This window comes from Providencia sp. SP181 (assembly GCF_050446505.1).
Classification (GTDB): domain Bacteria; phylum Pseudomonadota; class Gammaproteobacteria; order Enterobacterales; family Enterobacteriaceae; genus Providencia; species Providencia vermicola.
On the sequence record NZ_JBBPXM010000002.1, the window covers coordinates 303,051 to 323,292 of the forward strand.

Below are 20,242 nucleotides of genomic sequence, written 5' to 3' on the forward strand. Positions count from 1 at the left end.
CTTATTGTCCCTAGGAGCTGTTGAGCTTTCCTGATAACTTTTACAATGTCTAGATTAATATGGCTGTTCTAGTCTTAATAACCTAAGTAAGGCTTATTTTACTCTATCGATCTTATCTTAAATAAGTGGGAACTGTGTGATGATTTTGATTGAAAAAGCATTATCAAAATATAACAGCTCTGCGAAAAAAACCTCTTAAATAGTATACCTGAAATGGTTTGTAAAGTAGGGAATAAACGGATTCACATCACATATTAACTATCTTCAATCATAGATTGCTGCCGAAATGTGACGGCTAATCGTGCCCCACCGAGAGGGCTATCACAAATGGTGATTTCCCCATCATATTGATCAATGATATCCACTGCGATAGACAAGCCTAATCCTTGGCCTGGTCGAAGTGTATCTGCACGTTGCCCACGAACGAAAATGAGGCTACGTTTGCTTTCAGGAACACCTGGGCCATCGTCGTCCACAATTAATGTTAGGCTGTCTTGTTCAACAATGGCGGTCACTTCAACAAACTCCAAACAATATTTGCAGGCGTTCTCCATAATATTACCCATCACTTCCATAAAATCATTAGGTTGACCTAACCAAGTTACTTCAGGGGAAATATCGACGGTAATCGAAACGCCTTTGTGTTGATAAACTTTGTGTAATGCGCTTGCTAAGCTATCTAATATTGATGGAACAGATGAAATTTCTCTGAGCATCAGGTTTTCATCACCTTGTGTCGACGCACGATGCAAATAATAACCGACTTGTTGTGAAATTCGGCCAATTTGTTCCAGCATGATGGGCTCAGCTTGGTCGATGTTCATTTGTTTACCTGAACGAAGTAAGCGCAACGTGGATTGTAAAACAGCAAGTGGTGTTTTCAAGCTATGGGTTAAATCAGACAAAGTGGTGCGGTATTTGCTATAGCGTTTTCGTTCGTTAGTTAACAAAATATTCAAATTACGCACTAATCCTCTGAGCTCAGAAGGCGGGTTTTCATCTAGGGTATCCCTTTCGCCTTTTTCAAGACTACTTAGCTGAGAAACTAAGGACTTGATGGGACGCAAGCTCCAATAGGCGGCGAGCCACAGTAAAGGAATGACTAAAATTAAGTTAGCGAGCAATACATAACCAAACCATTCCCATACTAGCCCTGTATTTTGTAAATCTTGTGGCAATGTATCGACAACAACAATAGTTAAAGGAGGCAGGTTCTCTCCAGCGGCATATTGGTTAACTGAAACGGAGTGAGTGAGCGGCTCATCATCACTTTCTATTTTATCCAACTTGTTGTTGTATTCTGGATTGTCATCAAGGAGTTGGCGGGTTTCACGAATATCGGTATCAATTTCGTATAAACCTTCTTTTTTTAACCAATCATTGCGGATCAAGCGCTCAACACTAGGTACATCACGCTGGCGCCATAATACTTGCCCTTGTTCATCGTAAATAATGATTAATGTAGGGTTATTTAACGTGAAATTTGGAGGAACACGAATATCAATTTTATCGTTTTGCCACTGAGCCAGACTATAAATTAGGTTACTTTGGCTCCGTAGTAGGGTGTAGGTGGTTTTATCGAAACTGATTAAATAACCAAGTATGGCCACGATGCCATAGGACAGTGTTAACGCAAGGATAACAGCAGACGTTGCGCACAAAAATCGAGCACGTAACGAAAGCGGTTTAACTTTAAATTTACTTAGCCACATGTTAGCCATTCACATCAAAACGGTAGCCTTGGCCACGAACCGTCACGATAACTTCATCACTATGAAATTGTTGAATTTTCTTTCTCAATCTTCCCATTAAAACATCAATGGTATGGCTTTCTCTAAGCTCTGCGTCTGGATAAAGTTGGCGCATTAATGAATCTTTGCTAACAACCTTACCATTATTGCGTAATAAGGTTTCAATAATGGTATATTCAAAAGCTGTTAGTTTAACGGCTTCACCATTTACAGTGAATTCTTTACGAGACAGGTCGATAACAAAGTTATTCAACTCCAATACTTGAGAGGCTAACCCGCTGTTTCTGCGCATTAGTGCTTGCATGCGAGCGACAAGCTCTTCTAATTGAAAAGGTTTGGTGACGTAGTCATCTGCTCCGCTATTTAATGCTTGGACTTTTTCTTGCCAACTTTCGCGGGCGGTCAGTACTAGGAGGGGGATATTTACATGATTACTGCGCCAACGTTTGATCATTGATAGGCCATCTTCATCGGGTAAGCCTAAATCGACAACGGCGATGTCTGGGCAGCTTTCATGCAAAAAATAGTCAGCTTCTTTTGCGTCTTCAGCTGAATCAACCTGATGACCCAGTTCTTTAAGTTGAACTGTTAAGTGATGACGAAGTAACGCATTGTCTTCGACGATAAGAATACGCATCTGAAACCCTCATAGTAAAAAATTAAAGTGCCTACCGAGATAATTATGAATCATGCACTAGAAACGTCATGGTAAAAAGAGATCTCAGCCACGACAAGGGATTAAGTAAATATAAGTCAAACAAAGCAAAAAAAAAGCGGTTTTTTTCGAGTGATTAGGCTGTTTTGGGGAATTTATGGTTAATATAGAAATAGAGCTAATAAAAAAGGCGGCACATTGGCCGCCTGAATAAATCAACTAAGATTATTTCAGTTCATCAATAAAAGTGACAGCGTAACCAATGTAGTTAGCGGGTGTCATTGCTTTTAAGCGCACTTTTTCATGCTCAGGTAACTCTAAACCATCAATAAACTGTTTCATGCCTTCAGCGGTAACACGCTTACCACGCGTTAATTCTTTCAGTTTTTCATACGGTTTTTCGATACCATAGCGACGCATAACAGTTTGGATAGGCTCCGCTAACACTTCCCAATTTTGGTCTAACTCGTCCAGTAAGTGCTGTTCGTTAACTTCCAGCTTGTTTAAGCCTTTCATAGTAGATTGATAGGCAATTAAGGCATAACCTAAGCCTACACCCAAGTTACGTAGTACAGTTGAATCCGTTAAGTCACGTTGCCAGCGGGAAACAGGCAGTTTGCTCGCTAAATGACCTAAAACAGCATTTGCTAAACCCAAGTTACCTTCGGAGTTTTCGAAGTCGATAGGGTTAACTTTGTGTGGCATGGTAGAAGAGCCGATTTCGCCAGCGATAGTTTTTTGTTTAAAGTGATTTAATGCGACATATCCCCAAATATCACGGTCGAAATCTAACACAATTGTGTTAAAACGTGCGACGCAATCAAAGAGTTCAGCAATGTAATCATGTGGTTCAATTTGCGTAGTGAATGGGTTCCACTGAATGCCTAATGAAGTCACAAACGTTTCGCTAAATTCGTGCCAGTTCACTTCAGGGTAAGCAACCATATGCGCATTATAGTTACCCACTGCGCCGTTAATTTTACCTAAAATTTCAACATGTTGTAGTTGACGGAATTGACGTTCTAAACGGTAAGCAACGTTGGCAAACTCTTTACCAATGGTTGATGGCGTAGCAGGTTGACCGTGAGTCCGAGAGAGCAATGGCAGGTCGCGGTATTCATGCGCCATTGCTTTTATTTTATCAATAATTTGACGCCATTGAGGTAAAAGCACCTCTTCACGTGCTGTTTTGAGCATCAATGCATGAGAAAGGTTATTGATATCTTCTGATGTACATGCAAAGTGAATGAATTCAGAAACCGAATGCAGGGCAGGAATATGTTCTACTTTTTCTTTGAGAAAATACTCAACGGCTTTAACATCGTGGTTGGTTGTGCGTTCAATTTCTTTAATCCGCATTGCGTCTTTTTCGCAGAAGTTCGCAACAATTTCATCTAAGTAAGCGATTGCGTCAGCATCAAATGAAGGAACTTCTTTGATTTGAGCGGTTGCAGCCAGTTTTTGCAGCCAGCGAACTTCAACTTGCACGCGAAATTTCAGTAAGCCAAACTCACTAAAAATAGTGCGTAAAGCGCTGACTTTATCACCGTAACGGCCGTCAATCGGGGATACAGCGGTCAGTGAGGATAATTCCATTGGTAGCAACTCCAGATTTAAAGGTGAGACAAAATTTCTTTCGCCTGATTTGCCAGACGATTGCGAGAAAACATAAGTTGGATGCGACTTCCACCCACTTGCTGCCAAAGTACTGCGGAACGAATACCCGCCAGCAAAATTGCGCGAACTTTAGCCTGAACTAAGGTGTTTTTCAGAATGTCAGGGGAACCCGTTACTTGAATGCGTGGGCCAGCAGGGCTGACGACATCAACATAGATTCCTGCTAATGCATTAAACACACCTTCAGAAAGAGGTTCAAAATAGCTCGCTTGGCGCTCGAATTGCTCAATACGTTGCCCAAGCTTATTCATCGCTTCATCGTCTTTATTTAGACGACGCTCAAGGGCCATCATGCTCAGCATATAACGCGTCATCTCGGCGGATAAACCACTGTTACCACCTGTTAGCATGCCTAACATTGCACCTAAACCTGTTTTGAGATTTGCAGGGGCATTACCATACACATCTAATGTGGAGCTTGGGTTCATGTTGGTCAGGCTATTGACCATTGTTTCGGCATCGCTATCAAGGCATGTGCCTTCGTGGGCCAGCTTTTGAACCATAGCACCTGCTTGGCAGATCCCCGCTAAGGCAAGCGTAATGTCGTAATAATTTTTCGCCACAACTACTCCTGAATACGCGCTTCAATAATGCCGCCACCAAGGCAGACTTCGTCAATATAGAACACGGCAGATTGCCCTGGGGTGACAGCAGCAACTGGGTAATCAAATGTGACTTCGATTCGCTCTGCATCAATAGGCGTAATTGTACAAGGGATATCCCCTTGACGGTAACGCGTTTTGACCACACAGCGCAATGGTTGGGTTAGCGTTTTTCTATCAACCCAGTGTAATTGCTGCGCAATCAAGCCGATAGACATCAACCGTGGATGCTCATGGCCTTGTGCAACAATTAATATATTGTTTTCAACATCTTTATCGACAACATACCAAGGTTCTTCTGAACCTTCTTTCGTTCCACCAATACCTAAGCCCTTGCGTTGGCCTAATGTGTGATACATCAGGCCTTCATGTTGACCAATTGTTTCACCATCAACCGTGACAATCTGACCTGGTTGAGCAGGAAGGTAACGACCGAGGAAGTCGCGGAATTTACGTTCACCAATAAAGCAAATGCCCGTTGAGTCTTTTTTCTTTGCGGTGATTAAACCGATTTCTTCAGCAATACGGCGGACTTCAGGCTTTTCAAGCTCACCGACAGGGAACAGGCTTTTTGCCACTTGTTCATGGCTGAGTGTATACAGGAAATAGCTTTGGTCTTTATTACCATCTAAACCACGGAGTAACTGGCTTTTTCCGTCGACATCACGGCGGCGTACATAGTGACCTGTTGCAATATAATCTGCCCCTAAATCTTCAGCAGCAAATTCTAAGAAGGCTTTAAATTTGATTTCTTTGTTACACAGGATATCAGGGTTTGGCGTGCGGCCCGCTTTGTATTCGGTTAAAAAATGTTCGAATACATTGTCCCAATACTCTGCGGCAAAGTTGATGGTGTGTAACTCGATGCCGAGTTTGTCACACACAGCTTGCGCATCAGCAAGGTCAGTTGCAGCGGAGCAATATTCCGTATCGTCATCTTCTTCCCAGTTCTTCATAAACAGGCCAGCCACCTGATATCCTTGCTGCTGCAGCAAATAGGCGGATACGGATGAGTCAACACCACCGGACATACCGACGATGACTTTTTTCTGGCTGTTATCTGACATGGTACTGTTATTTGACATGGAAATAGTCTCACTGCGGAAAAATCAAGCCCCATACTTTAGCATGTTGACCCCTTGTTGCACCAGCGTTAGAGAGAATATTATTGCTTGGTGACAATTTCACCAAGCAAAGGGGGATTATTGATAGTGGGAGCCATAAGCTGAAAGAATATCTAGTGGATAATTATTTCCAGTTTGAAAGCAACGCAAGCTTTCAGCGACTAAAGGGGAACGTAAGCAGTCACTTTCTAAAATGTCTTGCGCGTCGACCCAGTGACAACAGGCGATATCGCTATCTTGCGGGTGGGTTTCACAAATAGCATCAAGTTCGACAGCAAATAAAAAGCGAATAAATTGAGTGCTGTCAGGTGCAATCCATTGATGGATTTGAATTAATTGAGTTGGCGTCGCTTGTATGCCAGTTTCTTCAAGTAACTCACGTTCAGCAGCTTGCAAGAGAGTTTCGTTAGCCTCTAAGTGGCCTGCGGGTTGGTTCCAAGTGGGTTTATCATTAATCCACTCTTCGACGACTAGAAATTTGCCTTCAGCATGCACAATTGTTGCGACAGTGACATTGGGTTTAAACAACATTGACCTCCATCCATTCACCTACTGATAAATCCCCTAAATTAAATTCACCCATTTGATAGCGAATTAAGCGCAGCGTTGGGAATCCGATATTTGCCGTCATACGACGCACTTGTCGATTACGGCCTTCGTATAATGTAATTTTAAGCCAACTTGTTGGAATATTTCTGCGTTCTCTAATTGGCGGATTGCGGGGCCACAACCATTTAGGTTCTTCGACTAACTCAATCCCTGCGGGAAGCGTAGGGCCATCATTTAACGTCAGCCCTTGGCGAAATCGTACCAATGCACTTTCATCAGGGATCCCCTCTACTTGAGCATAGTATATTTTCCCTGTTTTTTTCTGGGGTTGTGTTAAACGCGCTTGTAATTTTCCATCGTTAGTTAGAATTAACAAGCCTTCGCTATCTCTATCAAGGCGACCCGCGGCATAAACATCCGTAATAGGAATATAGTTTTTTAGGGTGTGGCGGCCTTGTTCATCGGTAAATTGTGGCAGTACATCAAAGGGTTTGTTGAACAGAATAACTTTGCGTACTTTAGCGGGTTGGCGACTAGCTGAAATTGCTAAATGCTTGGTGGATTTGGCGTGTTTTTGTTTTATAGGGGATGAGCCAAATTTAGCCCGTTTCTTAGGGGGTATATTCATTTGTCGTTAGCCAGATAGTAGTGCCAGTAAAAAGGTACGTCTGAAAGTATAATGGAAATCAACGAAAAAAAATATTCTTAGGGGGTAGGGAAATATGAGTCACAAAGCATTATGACTCATATTTTAATTAATTATTCCCTGATCTCATCAATGAACTCACTAAATATATCGAATATCCGCTCAATGAGACCTAAGCAAATTGTATATTCTTGATGACTAAAAGGAATAGTATCAATAAGTTCAACTTCACTACCCATGGTATGACCGCTTTCACGACTTAAATGAAGATCACCACAATAAACTAACGCATTAGGGGAATGTTGTGCAATTTCATTTAAATAAGTAAAAAATACACGACCTGTGGCTTCTATTGATTCAATGATGACTAATCGAATTTTTGCAGGCTGGTTTGATAACATTTCAATGAGTTGGTAAGTGAGTTTACGATTGGCTTCCATTTGTGGTGACCACAGCCACGCTAGAGTATCTGTTATAGGTTGTGGCTTATTCATTTTCAATGTGCATAAATCACTGAGATACCATGGCCAATGATTTTCATCTTCAAGTGCGTGTGTATTAACAGCTGCCTCTAACGTATTTTGTGGAAAAGTAAAAGGCAAAATAAATTTATTTAAATCACCAAAGCTCATAATAAAAAAAGCTATTTTAGGCAGAAACTCTAAAGATTCAGCTGTAGGGCGCTGCGGGTCGATGGGTTTTAAGAAAAAAGGGTGTTGAGCATATTCATTTTTCTTTTTTTGAATAAAAATAGAAAGTTTTTTCATATAATCACCTTTTTATGAGTTGGTTATTAATGATTTTATATTCATTTTATATTTGCCTATATTGCGATATTTATTAGTGGGAGTTATTTCTTAGCTTATTCGTGCTCTTTATTTGCTCACCTTTACTAGAGATTAAAAACATTAAAATCATAAAATTAATAAATTGAGGATTTGTTAATTAAAGTTATTGTTTATTAAAGGAAAAAATAACAAACAACTCAATTTATGTGAGCAGTTCGAATGTTTATTAATGTTATTCCAGATAAAATTAATGTGAATTGAGTTTCAAAGTCGTCAAGGCAGTGTTATTGGGTTTCGATGATTTGTAGGGTATGAGTGAGTTATCTTTTTCAGTAATGATATGATTTTATAAGGAATTATTCTGTTTTTATTCACGTGTTAGTGCGTTTAATGCGATCCATACTAAAGCTTAGGTGAGTAATCATTGGCGTTCGACGCAGATTGAAGTAGTATTGACACGTCTCTTACAAAAAATTAACAAGCAAAATACGCAAGTGAAAGGAGAGGTTAATGGAAAGCAAAGTAGTAGTTCCGGCAGAAGGCGCTAAAATTACCATTGATGCAAAAGGCAAACTAAACGTTCCGAACAACCCAATTATCCCTTATATCGAAGGTGACGGCATTGGTGTTGATGTCACTCCAGCAATGTTAAAAGTGGTTGATGCGGCAGTTAAAAAAGCTTACAACGGTGAGCGCAAAATTTCTTGGATGGAAATTTACACTGGCGAAAAATCTACACAAATTTATGGTAAAGATGTTTGGTTACCAGAAGAAACTCTCGATTTAATCCGTGATTACCGCGTTTCAATTAAAGGTCCTTTAACAACTCCAGTTGGTGGTGGTATTCGTTCTTTGAACGTTGCACTACGTCAACAACTTGACCTGTACATCTGCTTACGTCCAGTACGTTACTACAAAGGCACACCAAGCCCAGTTAAACAGCCCGAACTGACCGATATGGTTATTTTCCGTGAAAACTCGGAGGATATTTACGCAGGGATTGAGTGGAAAGCAGGTAGCGCAGAAGCTGACAAAGTCATTAAATTCCTGCAAGATGAAATGGGTGTGACAAAAATCCGTTTCCCACAAGATTGTGGTATCGGTATCAAACCATGTTCAGAAGAAGGAACAAAGCGTTTAGTTCGCGCGGCAATTGAATATGCAATTGATAATGGTCGTGATTCAGTGACTTTAGTTCATAAAGGCAACATTATGAAATTCACTGAAGGTGCGTTTAAAGATTGGGGTTACCAATTAGCACAAGAAGAATTCGGCGGCGAATTATTAGATGGCGGCCCATGGGTTAAAATTAAAAACCCTAAAACAGGCAAAGATATCATCGTTAAAGATGTGATTGCAGATGCATTCTTACAACAAATCCTGCTGCGTCCTGCGGAATATGATGTTATAGCGTGTATGAACCTAAACGGTGACTACATTTCTGATGCATTAGCAGCACAAGTTGGTGGTATCGGTATTGCGCCAGGCGCTAACATTGGTTCTGAGTGTGCATTATTCGAAGCAACTCACGGTACTGCACCTAAATACGCAGGTCAGGATAAAGTAAACCCTGGTTCTATCATCCTTTCTGCTGAAATGATGCTGCGCCATATGGGCTGGACTGAAGCGGCTGACCTAATCGTTAAAGGTATGGAAGGCGCAATCGCGGCTAAGACTGTAACTTACGATTTCGAACGTCAGTTAGAAGGCGCTAAATTACTGAAATGTAGCGAATTCGGCGATGCAATGATCGCACACATGTAATTTATTACGTGTTGTGATTAAGAACGGGAACTTAATAGTTCCCGTTTTTTATTGTCACATTTGAAACGGTTATCAAAAAGTTATCAAAACGAATTATCAAAATTTTCTCAAAAAACCAAGCAAAATAGAGAAAAAACATTTTTTTATTTTTCTTTTATTGGTTTTAACTATATGTGTTGGACTTGCTTACTATTGTGATGAAAATAATTATATTATAGGAAATATTGTTCCAGAATTAATAGGTGTATGTGTAGAGTTATTAATTTTTATAATTCTTTATGAAAAGATGGGGAAAAGCATCTTTAAAGAATAAAAAAGACCCCTATGTTAGATAGGGATCTAAACGTTCTAGGTTTACTGATGTTTTATTATGTATTGTCGAGTAGACAGGTCGTGCATGCTCGCTGTAAGTATTAGCTTATTAAGTGAGCCATTTAAATCTACGCCTTTGTTTAAATAATAGCCAGTTAATATTTGTAAATGTATAACCTTATCGATTAGTCTTCGATGGTTGTTTTTGTATGGAGTGTAACTATATGATCTTTAGTGAGCTAGATATAAGGCGATAACATATTGCAGAAAATGTATTGTTTATAGGATAGATTTATACAGGAGATCGTGTTTTTTAGGCACACATCATGCACATGAACCTTTGAGAAATTTTAGTTTAAACAGTATGTTGATAAATATCTAATTAGGTTTTGAATTTAAAATAAAATTAACAGTCTAAGATACGTTGCATATCGCAAAAACAAAGTGTTAGTAAATATAATGTACGCCAAGAATTTTTTTCTATAAAGTTACTCCATCCTAAATATGCTATGACATGGTTAGGAATTATGGCTTTCTTTCTGATTAAAAGAGCCATAATTGTTTTTTATTTATATTAAAGATTAGTTACGATGAATAAAAAAGTAGTAAGAATAAAACAGTTAACTTACGATATTTAATCTTTTTATTATGGTAATAGTGAGCTAAATCAATTAGATAATTACTTCAATTAAATCACTCTGCGATGAAAGTTGGTATTCAGAGGTTATTAACCAAGTAAAAGTATAGGTAATGTGTTATAGTGGTTTAAATCATTATACCCCATTGCCATAAAAAGCAAACCTTGCATTCGCAAGTTTTTATCTAATAAATAGATGTGGTATCCAAAGGAATTGTTTCCTAAGGAATTACCTATGAATTTATCTGCATTATATCATCGGATTTTATCACTTACAGAAAATGTGCTAATTATAACGGTATTACTTCTGGCTACATTTGCACTTGTATATTGGATGTAAAATTATTCCACAGTTAGCTAAAACTAAATGAGTAATGAGTTTTAACAACGCTGAGATTCGAGGACTAATTTATGGTGGAAAAATATTGGTATAGCACCTTTGAAAAATAAAGGAGAGATAAATGAATTATTATATTCAGACTATAGTTGAACCACAGGGTGGTTATAAAATACATAAGCTTGGATGCAAGAATATGCCTATGGCTTCAAATAGATTTTACCTTGGTAACTTTTTTAATGCTATGCAAGCTATTGAAGCTGCTAAAAAATCACACTATAAGATTGTTAAGATATGCTCTGATTGCATAAAAAATAGCATGAAACACTAAATTATAAGTAATAAAATTAAAAATTGTAGATTTTTTATATTTATTCTAGTGAAACAGGTGTTAACTCAGAGAAAAAGTCGTTATTTTCAAAGTAATTACTTTTTAAGATTTGTATTGAAAAGGAATTCGTTAAATAATCATTTATCTTAAAGTGGAGTGAAAAATAAAACTTGCTATAGTCGGGGGGGTGTGGCTTAATGCCCTTACTGTTTTGGAAGTACAAACCTATTTATGTTAGTCAGTTTCAAGTTGTTCACCATTTAGCGTTATCCCTGATATCACTTCATCGCGAATTCCTTCTAATTAATTCCCATAAGTAAAAATTAAAAACAAACTCTATTATGCCTTATGGCAAATATTAAATAATTAAAGGAATTTCTATGTCTAATATATTAACTGGTTCAGTAAAATGGTTTAACGACGATAAAGGCTTCGGTTTTATTACTCCAGCAGATGGTAGTAAAGATGTATTTGTCCATTTTTCTGCTATTCAGAGCGATGACTTTAAATCGTTAATTGAAGGCCAACAAGTCTCATTTACCATCGAGAATGGAATGAAAGGCCCAGCAGCTGGAAACGTGGTGGTACTATAAAAATTTATTTGTATTTTAAATGTCCTTGCTGTAGTGGATCCCAGTATAGAACTTCACAGTTTGATGTTTCGGCCAATAATCCACATGGTGCAAAATGTATCTTTTGTAAAAGCGTCATGAAAGCTCAAGTTAGCTGATAAATAATTTGATTCACATTTAAACCTCTTTTTAAAGAGGTTTTATCGCATTAATCGTATTTATTTAAGCTGACGTGGTATGCTTGTTTGATAATTATACCCCATTGCTATGAGTAGCAAATCTTGCCTCCGCAAGCTTTTATCTAAAAAATAGATGTGGTATCCAAGGGGATCACTTTCCTAAGGAAACACGAATGAAAAAGCAAACATTTTATAGTCGAGTTCTAAGTATCTATAAAAAAATCCTCATTGTGGCTGTACTAATTATCGTCGTTCTTGGTGTCATTTATTTGTTCGATAGTTCATCATGGAGCCAGCTCGGTGGTGGATACATTTTCCCAAAAAACTAACACCAATCGAGTGTAATAGCTTTTCTAAAGTGTTATGTTGTTGTGAATAAAGATCCTATTAATCAGTGTATGCTCTATGTCATGTTTTAAAGCGAGTAGCATTCTTAATTCAGTTCTTATAGTAATTAATTGAAAAAATTACAATTCTCTGAGTGTTAGCAATTTAAAGTATCTCATTACCATAACTCTTGCATTTAAAAAATATTATCTGAAAGGTAAGTGAGATTTCTAAGGTATTATTTATGAAATGGTCATATCTTTATCAAAGTATTTTGAATTTTTCACAAAACATGCTTGTTGTTATTGTACTGATTATCATATTTATTCTAATTATCGCATATATTATAAACTTAGCTAAATAAATTTATTCCACCATTAGCTCAATTGGAAGAGTATTTAGTCCTGACAAAACTAAAAGTCGAGGTTCGAGGCCTCGATGGTGGTCCATTTAAATATTTAATGATGCTATATTTTTAATGAGAAAGGTTAAACTCCTGAGGAGTTACCATGTCAGGGCTAAGTCAATCAAAATTAATATGTAGAGTGTTACAGTGGATTAGCAGTGCTGCGCTGATTTTACTTGCTATTATATTAATTTCTTTTTTAGTAAAAGAAACTATTGTTTTATCGAAACTACTATTTTCCGCTAGTGATTCCATTTCGATTTATTTGCTGGTCGATGAGCTTATTATATATTTTCTATATTTTGAATTTGTTGCGTTGATTATCAAGTACTTTCAGTCAAATTACCATTTTCCATTACAATATTTTATTTATATTGCAATTACAGCTGTAATTCGGCTTATTATAGTTGAACATAAGGACCCTCAGCTGTTTATTATTTACTCTGTTTCAATACTAATACTTATTATTGCCCTGTACATTGCTAATGCTGATAGACTGAAACCCAAAGAATAAAATTTGTAATAAGATGGCTATTTTTATCTTAAAAAATATTTAACTAGTTATAGTTTATTTAGCATTATTTTAGTTAACAGCGTAAAAATTAAATTTCTTTTATAAATATAATGCGGTAGCAAGAATAATTTTTCGGTGTGGAAATATATAATTTGTTATAAATTATGTTCTATAAGGAATTTTTATTATTCTTTAGGTGGTATTTGTTATCAAAGGCTAACTTCATAGTGGTAACGCATTTAAAACAAACGAAATTCGATAATAATTGTCTAAGCTTCATACAATAAAGAGGTGTGAGTTATGGCTGATAGCCGAACAAGTGAAATAATGATTGAAATCGGATATGCAACCGTCAAGTTGTTGTTTGGAAATATGATGGTATTTAAGTCGACACTAGTGAACGAGTTAACCGAAAGGATGGTGGCATCAGGAGATGATGAATATAAAAAACTTTTGAATGAGTCCATTGAGTTTTTGCATAGAAATGTTGGTTAGATTGAAAACTATACAAATCTTATCTGGGTATTATTTCAACAAGGTGTTAGTGTTGAGTGAATACACAGAGGTGATTATGGACACAGATAAAGATGTAATTTATATGCGGATATGCCAAGTAGTTGGCAGGGCTGTTATGTTGCTAAATGAGTCAAAGCATAACATCACAGGAGAGCGCATATCTGCAATTTTGAAGGAGCAGAGAGAAGGTGAGCAAGAAAAACACATGATTGCTATATATGCGATAGCAATTGATTTAATGGAGTCTAGGCGTTGGGGGGGTAGGTTTTAATCAATAACTAGTATTAAGCGCAATAATAATATCTTATATTTTAATAAATAGTGGCTATCAAAACTAAATTAATTGTTTATGTTATCAAGGGCTTAAAAAATATGTTTTTACCATACTAAAGACAATAAATCATTAATAATAATAAATATCAGTTAGTTATAAACTATTAGGCTATGTATTGCTGCGCCATATGGGTTGGACTGAAGCTGCTGACTTAATCGTTAAAGGTATGGAAGGCGCAATCGCGGCTAAGACTAGTTGATGGTATTCCGATGGGTTTAACGGGTTTAATGATAGTTCAAGAAAGCTGTGAGCTAGTGGCTGAAGTTGGTTACATGATAGCGTGTGAGTTCTCAGGTAAGTCTTTGGCTACTGATTCATTGGCCGCCTTATTGGCACTCCCTGAATTATCCGCCATTTCACGGTATCAAGCTGTGGTTACGGATGGAAACAAGGCATCAGTTAGCGTTCTAGAAAAAATGGGTTTATCCTTACAGACGTTATTAAAGATAACTACACTATTGGAGGAGTTATCTTTGATGACTGTATTTATACATTGGAAAGATGAATTACGACAGTAAAAAGCCTTCAGTAATTAGTCGTCCAATTAGTGGGATCACAACACTAATGCGGCCTTTATTCGTCTATAGCTACCGAATATCACTCTCACAGATTAATTACTTTAATAGGTGTGTGTTTACCTATTAACTTAATAAATAGGAATACCTTGCAGGAGGGCGATATGCATATATTGAGATAATGGCTACTGCTGCAGAGGTTTTTTCTCTAGATTAAGGGGAAAATTCATCGCTCTTTTTTAAGGTAAATTAACGCGAGCATATCTTCATTATTTTTATCCATACCGACCTCGCTGAAACCAAATGAGGAATAAAAATTTTTGGCGACAGGGTTGTTTGGGTTATAACATATTTCAATCTCTATGATTGATTGTGTTTGTTTTATCTCTGTAAGCGCGAGGCTAAGCGCTTGTCTACCTATTCCTTTATTTTGGTGATGTTGGTCAATCATAAACCGCCAAATTGATATTCTTATTGGGCTTTCTTGTACCCACATAAAGAAACCAACTGGGTCATCATCACAGTAAATAGCTCTTACGGTATAATTTTCATTATAAGCGGCTTCAACCAGTGACCAAGTGTTTGAAGCAACATATTTTTCTTGCTCATCAGATACATCTAAAAGACAAATGGATTCATAGTTTTCTTTTGTAACCGCTTTTAGGCTAATTAGCATAATAACCTCTGTTTTGCTCTGTAAGATAATTTTACTTGTAAGTATTAATCAAATAAAACAATACAGAAAATTGAATGACAGAATTTAGCTCTAGAGGCTATTTTCAGAGGTAAGTCTTTTAAAATACTCAGCACCATCTCTAATTGCTTCATCAGCAATATTCATCATACGGCTATAATGTAAAAAAGCATGTAATGTACCTGGGTACATCTTATATTTGCAGGATATCTTATTGCTTTTTAATGTATTGAATAATGCGATGCTATCATCTAAAAGTGGGTCAAATTCCGCACTGGCAATAAAGCAAGGTGGAATATGATGAGTTAAATCGTTATTGAATAAACAGTAGTAAGGTGCTTCGCGACTTCCTGACTCACCAAGATAGGCGCTGTCATATCCTTCAAGGTCTTTCTGTGTTAATCCATCCCACTCACCGCCATAAAGTCGACGGCTCACTGAATCTTGTAAACCATAAAGTCCGTACCAAAGTAAATTAGCTTTAATTTCATGATTTACAATATTATTATCACGAAGCCAAAGTGTTGTCGCTAATGATAACATTGCGCCAGCGGAATCCCCCGCAAAGCCTGTCTGATCCATGTTAATATTATACTTCTCGGCATTATGGGCATAAAACTGATATGCCATAGATATTTCCTCAATTGCTTGAGGGTAACGGGCTTCGGGTGATAAAGAATAGTCTACACCAATGATGGTACAGCCAGTATATAGCGCTAGTAACCGCATTATTCTGTCATGGGTATCAAGATTACCTAAAATAAACCCACCACCATGGATATAAAATAATGTCGCAGGTGTAGTTATTGTAGGCTGAAATATGCGTGTAAGGATACAACCATAAGGCGTTTGAATGTTAATATCATAAGTTGATTGCATGATGGGGGCATCTGCATTCCAATACTTTCTATCTTCATTATAAGCTTCACGTAATGATATTAAATCAGTACTTTGCGGTGAGCTAGATGTGTTTTTTGAGTAATAATCAATGACTTTATTCATTTCTGCCGAAATGAGTTTAAGCACGTTTACTTTGTTATTAGGGTTCATTTTTTCTCCTACTTTTAGGCTGTACATTGTAGAAGACATAAAATGCGAAGTTGTGACCTCGTTATCCAATATTAAAAGACATGTTTTTTTATTGCATATTGATATATTTTCACAAAATAGGAGGAGAAGAGCTATTAGTGGGTTTACTATTGAAGGTCAGAGGTTTTAATAAACCTCTGACGCTTAAATGCTATAAGTTAGCTATTCTAAATAAACGTTAACTAACTGGCTGATATCGATATTTAAAATTTTAGCGATATAAAATAAATGGTCTGCATAAATGGATTTTTCACCATTTTCATAAGACAGATAAAAATCTGTTGATATGTCTAATAAATTTGCCATTTTTTCAATTGAAATATGGTTAGTTATTCTGTTTTTTTGTATGTATAGGCCAAGATTTTTATTGTTTTTTAACATTTATATGTTCTGATTTAGTTATTGATCCTGATGTTGATGAGGCATTTTATATATAAAGATATTGATTTTCTCTAGATGATGGATTTAAATATAAACTTAATCCTAAGTCTATAATATCACCTTCATTTTCCAGCTCCTTCAGTAAAGAAACAAAAAAAGATTCTACACTGATATTTAATTTGATAAGAAACAGTAGGATTAAACTGAATGAAATTGTATTAATACCATTTTCATAACGTGAAATTTGTTGCTGACTAACATGAAGTAATTCGCTAACTTCAGCACCAGTCATATCATTTTCAATCCGTTTTTGCCTTAAATAATTTCCCACTAAGGTATTAACTTTGCTATTTAAAATAGCACGATTCATATCAACCTCTTTTTTATTAAGAATTTTCTGAGATAAAAACTAGTCAAATATTTATATCAAGTACAATCGTTTTAAATACTTGTTTTCCAATTTTTAATTGGTGGTAGCTATCAAATGAAATTAAACAATCGTTTGATTTTAGTGGTAAGGTAGTCTCAACATATTGATAAATAAGTTTATAAACCAATTTGTTAATTTTATGTATTTTATACAGCGAATTTTGTGATTATCGCAAATACTCTTATCACGCGTATATGCGATAGCATTTTTCATGTATTAATAAATAATAATATGAACTATTATTTTATGATGCTTGTTTGGTTTTTTATTTATTCAATATTTTTATTATTCTTTTTTATCAATTTGAGACAAAATTTATTATTATTTTTTACATAGATAAAACAATATTGAAATGAAAGTTTACCAGTAGAAAAGATTTGTTACAAATATTTTCTAGAATAGGTATTAGTTGCTTTGTTACTTATTTGGAATGAGTTCATTGTATCGGAACGTATCGATGCTCTATATCAAAATTGGGCGTAATAGTTTAGTTTATCGGTATGTCATTTTAAAACTTGATGATTTTAACTAATTATTTTTCAATCATAGATACTCATATACCTAGAGGGTATTAGATGATGGTGGGGTTCAGATGACCCTCTGATTAAAAGGTGAGTTTTGTCTGGCCTAAGCCAGTATGAGATAGATGTATTGGGATAAAGTGAATGTGGTGCCTAGTTTATCCATTGGAGCAATGTTCAAAATTATGTTTAACCTGTTTAATTGCTTGTTTCTCAATATCTCTTAATGTGAGATTCATCATATCCAACCCTTTGATATCCATTTTTAAATGGTGAGTAGATTTATCATCTCCACTTAGAATGAGGTCTAAACCAATTATTTTGGAGTTTTCTTCTAAGATACTTATTTGGGTCAAATTAAATCGCATAGTGCCACCTTAATTGTAAATATCCAATTGATGATTTTGATAAAGTTGGTATTACTGTATGCTAAATAACCATGTATTACCTTAACAAAGGGTTAAATAATGTAACAAGTAGCATGAAAAGAAAGATGAAATGACATCTAGGGGGACAGGGGTTCTAAAGGGATATAGTGAAAAGAGAAATGTTCTCATCTAATTATATGACTAATTTTACAATATTATTCGTTGTATAAAATGTAATTAGCAAATATAGCACTTCAACGTGAATACTGTTCTTTATAAAAAAGCCCCTGCAAGCAGGGGTATCTAATGGAAATGTATCTGTATAATTATAGTTATAAAGTGCCTATCGTTTGAGTCGGCAATTGAATCATACCAGTATTTATCTTTTAATCCAATTTAGAGTAAAAATAAAAAAGTGATAGAAGTTACAGATCGGATAGAAAGAGTAGGGGGATTGAGAAAAAGCTAGGACGAAAGAAAGGGGTAGCCTCTTAGCAAACAAGTTTTAAATGTTAAAAAGTAATGTCCTTATTGGCTTTTTAACATTATAGAATGAGATGATTTTAGAAATGTGCTATTCAATGCAAAATTAGAGCGAAATACCTGAAAAAGACATAAAGCCAAGGGACATTAAACCTACGGTAATAAATGTTATTCCTAATCCTCTTAATCCTTTTGGAATATCAGAGTATTTCATTTTTTCACGAAGACCCGCAAGCGCAATAATAGCCAACATCCAACCTATCCCACAACCAGCACCATAAACAACAGATTCTGTGAATGTATAGTTCCTTTCAACCATAAAAATGGTTGCTCCAAAAATAGCACAGTGAATAGTTAAGAGTGGTAAGAAGACCCCCAGTGAGTGATAGAGGGAAGGTATAAATTTATCTAGGAACATTTCTAAGATCTGGACTAAAGCGGCTAGAACAGCAATAAATGTGACAAAGGATAAAAATGATAAGTCAATACCTTCAGCTATAGCTCCGTCTCGAAGAACATAGTTATAGATCAAGTTATTGATGGGCGTAGCGATAGTGAGTAAGACAACAACGGTTAGACCTAATTTAAACGAGGTTTTAACCTCTTTGGATACCGCGAGGAAAGTACACATTCCGAGGAAAAAGCTCAAGGCCATATTTTCAATAAATGCAGCTCGAATAAATATGTTTAAATGATTTTCCAGCACAAATCCTCCTTTATATATGTCATGATTACATTTAACAGTAAAAACATACGATTATATTAAATGTTTCCTATATAAGTAGGGGGGGGATATGTATAAAACTGCCCCCCCAATAAATTAGGGATATCGTTTTCAGGACTTATCCAAGATTACTTGGAAAAACTGAGTCTATGAAGTTACTGAAAGTGGTAAATACTATAGCTTAAGATTATGGATAAAAGCATAAGAATTAGCAAGATACATTATTTTATAAAAGCGTGAAATTTACGAAGAATATGATATTACACATGAATTTTGTGATCTAAAGCGAAAAATGTAGTAAATGGCTTAAAAATAAATGATTTTTTCCGTATTTTATTTGTTTTCATGAGTAATTTTTATAAAATCAATCCATATACTAGTATGAATTATAAGGTTATTTATTGGTGTTAATATGCGTTAAATGGTTTTAATGTTAAAAAAACAAAATGTATCTAAAAGAAATAACATGAGCCTGATTTAATGTGGAGGGAATATTTGGGCTATAAAAAGCATAAAATGCTGAAGTTAATAGAATGCTTAATTAAATATAAGTGTTCCCTTGAAATCGTTGGTTTACAACATATAACAGAGTAAAGGCATTTATAAAAAACAAGAGGTAAATAGTGGGAAAAATACAGTTGGTTAAACAAGCTTTAGACTCTGTGTTAGGAACGCAAATCGGATCACTATCTGTTATAGAGCAGTTTTTCTCTAGAGATTACATTCAAATAGTCGATGGTAAAGAAATTGGCTTTGATGAGTTCGTTGCGCATATGAAGGTGTTAGAGGAAGCAACTGAATCAATTACGATAACAATTAAATCTATCGCAGAGGGAGATAACTGCGTTCATACTCAACATATTGCAAAGGCAATGAAAAAAGACGGCTCTTACAGCGAGTATGAAGTATTTGCCTGTTTTACTGTCTTAGATAATAAAATAGTACGTTGCGAGGAGCTTACGCGGATGACTCAAGGTAATAAACACGACAGTGATTTAGGGTCAAGAACTTAACGT

General features: G+C 36.0%; 22 protein-coding genes, 1 tRNA gene and 2 pseudogenes. 11 read left to right on the forward strand and 14 right to left on the reverse strand.

Features of this window, described 5'->3' with window-relative positions; genetic code table 11:
- Positions 1 to 254 precede the first annotated feature (254 nt).
- The 8 genes from phoQ to AABS66_RS04725 all read right to left on the reverse strand — a co-directional run bounded on the left by phoQ (position 255) and on the right by AABS66_RS04725 (position 7,771).
- Positions 255 to 1,712, reverse strand: coding sequence for a two-component system sensor histidine kinase PhoQ (phoQ, locus tag AABS66_RS04690; protein WP_206086402.1), 1,458 nt, complete (start codon positions 1,710 to 1,712; stop codon positions 255 to 257).
- A gap of 1 nt (position 1,713) precedes the next feature.
- The gene (phoP, locus tag AABS66_RS04695) at positions 1,714 to 2,388 is read right to left on the reverse strand and encodes a two-component system response regulator PhoP (RefSeq protein ID WP_206086403.1); all 675 of its coding nucleotides are present in this window, start codon (positions 2,386 to 2,388) and stop codon (positions 1,714 to 1,716) included.
- Positions 2,389 to 2,631: 243 nt separating this feature from the next.
- Complete coding sequence (gene purB, locus AABS66_RS04700; RefSeq protein ID WP_206086404.1) at positions 2,632 to 4,002, reverse strand: adenylosuccinate lyase; 1,371 nt, start codon at positions 4,000 to 4,002, stop codon at positions 2,632 to 2,634.
- 17 nt (positions 4,003 to 4,019) lie between these two features.
- Positions 4,020 to 4,646, reverse strand: a complete 627-nt coding sequence (hflD, locus tag AABS66_RS04705; protein ID WP_206086405.1) for a high frequency lysogenization protein HflD — start codon at positions 4,644 to 4,646, stop codon at positions 4,020 to 4,022.
- A 2-nt stretch (positions 4,647 to 4,648) separates the two neighbouring features.
- The gene (mnmA, locus tag AABS66_RS04710) at positions 4,649 to 5,752 is read right to left on the reverse strand and encodes a tRNA 2-thiouridine(34) synthase MnmA (protein WP_430224687.1); all 1,104 of its coding nucleotides are present in this window, start codon (positions 5,750 to 5,752) and stop codon (positions 4,649 to 4,651) included.
- Positions 5,753 to 5,887: 135 nt separating this feature from the next.
- On the reverse strand, positions 5,888 to 6,337 hold the full coding sequence (locus AABS66_RS04715) for an NUDIX domain-containing protein (RefSeq protein WP_272539445.1): 450 nt from the start codon (positions 6,335 to 6,337) through the stop codon (positions 5,888 to 5,890).
- Positions 6,330 to 6,986 (reverse strand): 23S rRNA pseudouridine(2457) synthase RluE, encoded by a 657-nt coding sequence (gene rluE / locus AABS66_RS04720; protein WP_272573251.1) that lies wholly within the window; start codon positions 6,984 to 6,986, stop codon positions 6,330 to 6,332. Before rluE ends, AABS66_RS04715 begins: the two co-directional genes overlap by 8 nt.
- A 131-nt stretch (positions 6,987 to 7,117) precedes the next feature.
- Positions 7,118 to 7,771: a hypothetical protein gene (locus AABS66_RS04725; RefSeq protein WP_430224614.1), complete on the reverse strand. Its 654-nt coding sequence runs from the start codon at positions 7,769 to 7,771 to the stop codon at positions 7,118 to 7,120.
- A 531-nt stretch (positions 7,772 to 8,302) separates the two neighbouring features.
- Here AABS66_RS04725 and icd point away from each other — a divergent pair.
- The 10 genes and pseudogenes from icd (at position 8,303) to AABS66_RS04775 (ending at position 14,539) form a co-directional block, all read left to right on the forward strand.
- Positions 8,303 to 9,556 carry an NADP-dependent isocitrate dehydrogenase gene (icd, locus tag AABS66_RS04730; protein WP_206086408.1) on the forward strand — a complete coding sequence of 418 codons (1,254 nt, stop codon included), beginning with the start codon at positions 8,303 to 8,305 and terminating at the stop codon, positions 9,554 to 9,556.
- A gap of 1,410 nt (positions 9,557 to 10,966) precedes the next feature.
- Positions 10,967 to 11,173: a hypothetical protein gene (locus AABS66_RS04735; RefSeq protein ID WP_206086409.1), complete on the forward strand. Its 207-nt coding sequence runs from the start codon at positions 10,967 to 10,969 to the stop codon at positions 11,171 to 11,173.
- Between the two features lie 380 nt (positions 11,174 to 11,553).
- Entirely contained in the window at positions 11,554 to 11,766 is a 213-nt protein-coding gene (gene cspE, locus AABS66_RS04740) for a transcription antiterminator/RNA stability regulator CspE (RefSeq protein ID WP_430224615.1), read from the forward strand.
- A pseudogene (locus AABS66_RS04745) lies at positions 11,763 to 11,885 on the forward strand (cold-shock protein); the annotation flags it as partial. The gene cspE and the pseudogene AABS66_RS04745, both read left to right, overlap by 4 nt.
- Positions 11,886 to 12,622: 737 nt before the next feature.
- Positions 12,623 to 12,700, forward strand: a tRNA-OTHER gene (locus tag AABS66_RS04750).
- A 60-nt stretch (positions 12,701 to 12,760) separates the two neighbouring features.
- Positions 12,761 to 13,171, forward strand: a complete 411-nt coding sequence (gene psiE, locus AABS66_RS04755; protein ID WP_206086410.1) for a phosphate-starvation-inducible protein PsiE — start codon at positions 12,761 to 12,763, stop codon at positions 13,169 to 13,171.
- A gap of 300 nt (positions 13,172 to 13,471) precedes the next feature.
- Entirely contained in the window at positions 13,472 to 13,666 is a 195-nt protein-coding gene (locus AABS66_RS04760) for a hypothetical protein (RefSeq protein WP_117162315.1), read from the forward strand.
- 76 nt (positions 13,667 to 13,742) lie between these two features.
- Complete coding sequence (locus AABS66_RS04765) at positions 13,743 to 13,958, forward strand: hypothetical protein (protein ID WP_430224616.1); 216 nt, start codon at positions 13,743 to 13,745, stop codon at positions 13,956 to 13,958.
- A gap of 175 nt (positions 13,959 to 14,133) precedes the next feature.
- A pseudogene (locus tag AABS66_RS04770) lies at positions 14,134 to 14,214 on the forward strand (hypothetical protein); the annotation flags it as partial.
- A gap of 16 nt (positions 14,215 to 14,230) precedes the next feature.
- Complete coding sequence (locus AABS66_RS04775; RefSeq protein WP_430224617.1) at positions 14,231 to 14,539, forward strand: GNAT family N-acetyltransferase; 309 nt, start codon at positions 14,231 to 14,233, stop codon at positions 14,537 to 14,539.
- A 223-nt stretch (positions 14,540 to 14,762) separates the two neighbouring features.
- Here the strand turns inward: AABS66_RS04775 and AABS66_RS04780 are convergent, their stop codons facing one another.
- The 6 genes from AABS66_RS04780 to nqrE form a co-directional block, all read right to left on the reverse strand.
- Complete coding sequence (locus AABS66_RS04780) at positions 14,763 to 15,212, reverse strand: GNAT family N-acetyltransferase (protein WP_206086413.1); 450 nt, start codon at positions 15,210 to 15,212, stop codon at positions 14,763 to 14,765.
- A gap of 90 nt (positions 15,213 to 15,302) precedes the next feature.
- Positions 15,303 to 16,280, reverse strand: a complete 978-nt coding sequence (gene aes / locus AABS66_RS04785) for an acetyl esterase (protein ID WP_430224618.1) — start codon at positions 16,278 to 16,280, stop codon at positions 15,303 to 15,305.
- A 201-nt stretch (positions 16,281 to 16,481) separates the two neighbouring features.
- Positions 16,482 to 16,700, reverse strand: coding sequence for a helix-turn-helix domain-containing protein (locus tag AABS66_RS04790; protein ID WP_206086415.1), 219 nt, complete (start codon positions 16,698 to 16,700; stop codon positions 16,482 to 16,484).
- Between the two features lie 46 nt (positions 16,701 to 16,746).
- A complete protein-coding gene (locus tag AABS66_RS04795) occupies positions 16,747 to 17,070 on the reverse strand; it encodes a helix-turn-helix domain-containing protein (protein ID WP_206086416.1) in 324 nt (107 codons plus the stop codon).
- Positions 17,071 to 17,809: 739 nt separating this feature from the next.
- The gene (locus tag AABS66_RS04800; protein ID WP_206086420.1) at positions 17,810 to 18,019 is read right to left on the reverse strand and encodes a hypothetical protein; all 210 of its coding nucleotides are present in this window, start codon (positions 18,017 to 18,019) and stop codon (positions 17,810 to 17,812) included.
- Positions 18,020 to 18,608: 589 nt separating this feature from the next.
- A complete protein-coding gene (gene nqrE / locus AABS66_RS04805; RefSeq protein ID WP_206086428.1) occupies positions 18,609 to 19,208 on the reverse strand; it encodes an NADH:ubiquinone reductase (Na(+)-transporting) subunit E in 600 nt (199 codons plus the stop codon).
- A 641-nt stretch (positions 19,209 to 19,849) separates the two neighbouring features.
- Here nqrE and AABS66_RS04810 point away from each other — a divergent pair.
- On the forward strand, positions 19,850 to 20,239 hold the full coding sequence (locus AABS66_RS04810; protein ID WP_206086433.1) for a nuclear transport factor 2 family protein: 390 nt from the start codon (positions 19,850 to 19,852) through the stop codon (positions 20,237 to 20,239).
- Positions 20,240 to 20,242: the final 3 nt, after the last annotated feature.